The sequence below is a fragment of the Mesorhizobium sp. L2C084A000 genome, from assembly GCF_000502875.1.
Taxonomy (GTDB): Bacteria; Pseudomonadota; Alphaproteobacteria; order Rhizobiales; family Rhizobiaceae; genus Mesorhizobium.
The window spans coordinates 1-331 of the sequence record NZ_AYWX01000059.1 but is presented as its reverse complement, the minus strand read 5'-3'; the positions used below and the strand labels follow the sequence as shown (position 1 = coordinate 331).

The 331-nt window shown below is 61.6% G+C and carries 1 protein-coding gene; it reads right to left on the bottom strand.

Translation table 11 applies throughout. The features are described from left to right. Positions 1-196, bottom strand: a 196-nt coding sequence (locus X735_RS135830) for a RidA family protein (protein ID WP_031214110.1), incomplete at its 3' end; no start/stop codon positions are given. Between the last annotated feature and the right edge of the window lie 135 nt (positions 197-331).

The following is a 331-nucleotide window of genomic DNA, read 5'->3' as shown; positions in this document are numbered from 1 at the left end:
CGTCCATGGTGCAACCGGCCAGCGCGAGTGCCGCCTTCACATTCTGCAGCACCTGCTCGGTCTGCTCGGTGATGCCGCCCTTGACCACGATGCGGTCGCCGTCGACCGGCACCTGACCTGAGATGTAGACGAAATCCCCGGCGCGCACGGCCGGCGACAGCGGCACGTGGGATGTTCCAAAACACTCTTTGGGCAAGGGAAACTCCTGTTCAGAATGGCGGGCCGCGCCCCGTTTTCGACGACCGCTCTACGCCTGTCCCGGTGATCCTCATAGGGGGCTTTTTGGAAAGCAACATTTTTCCAAACGCGTGTTGCTTTATCGCAGGCTCGC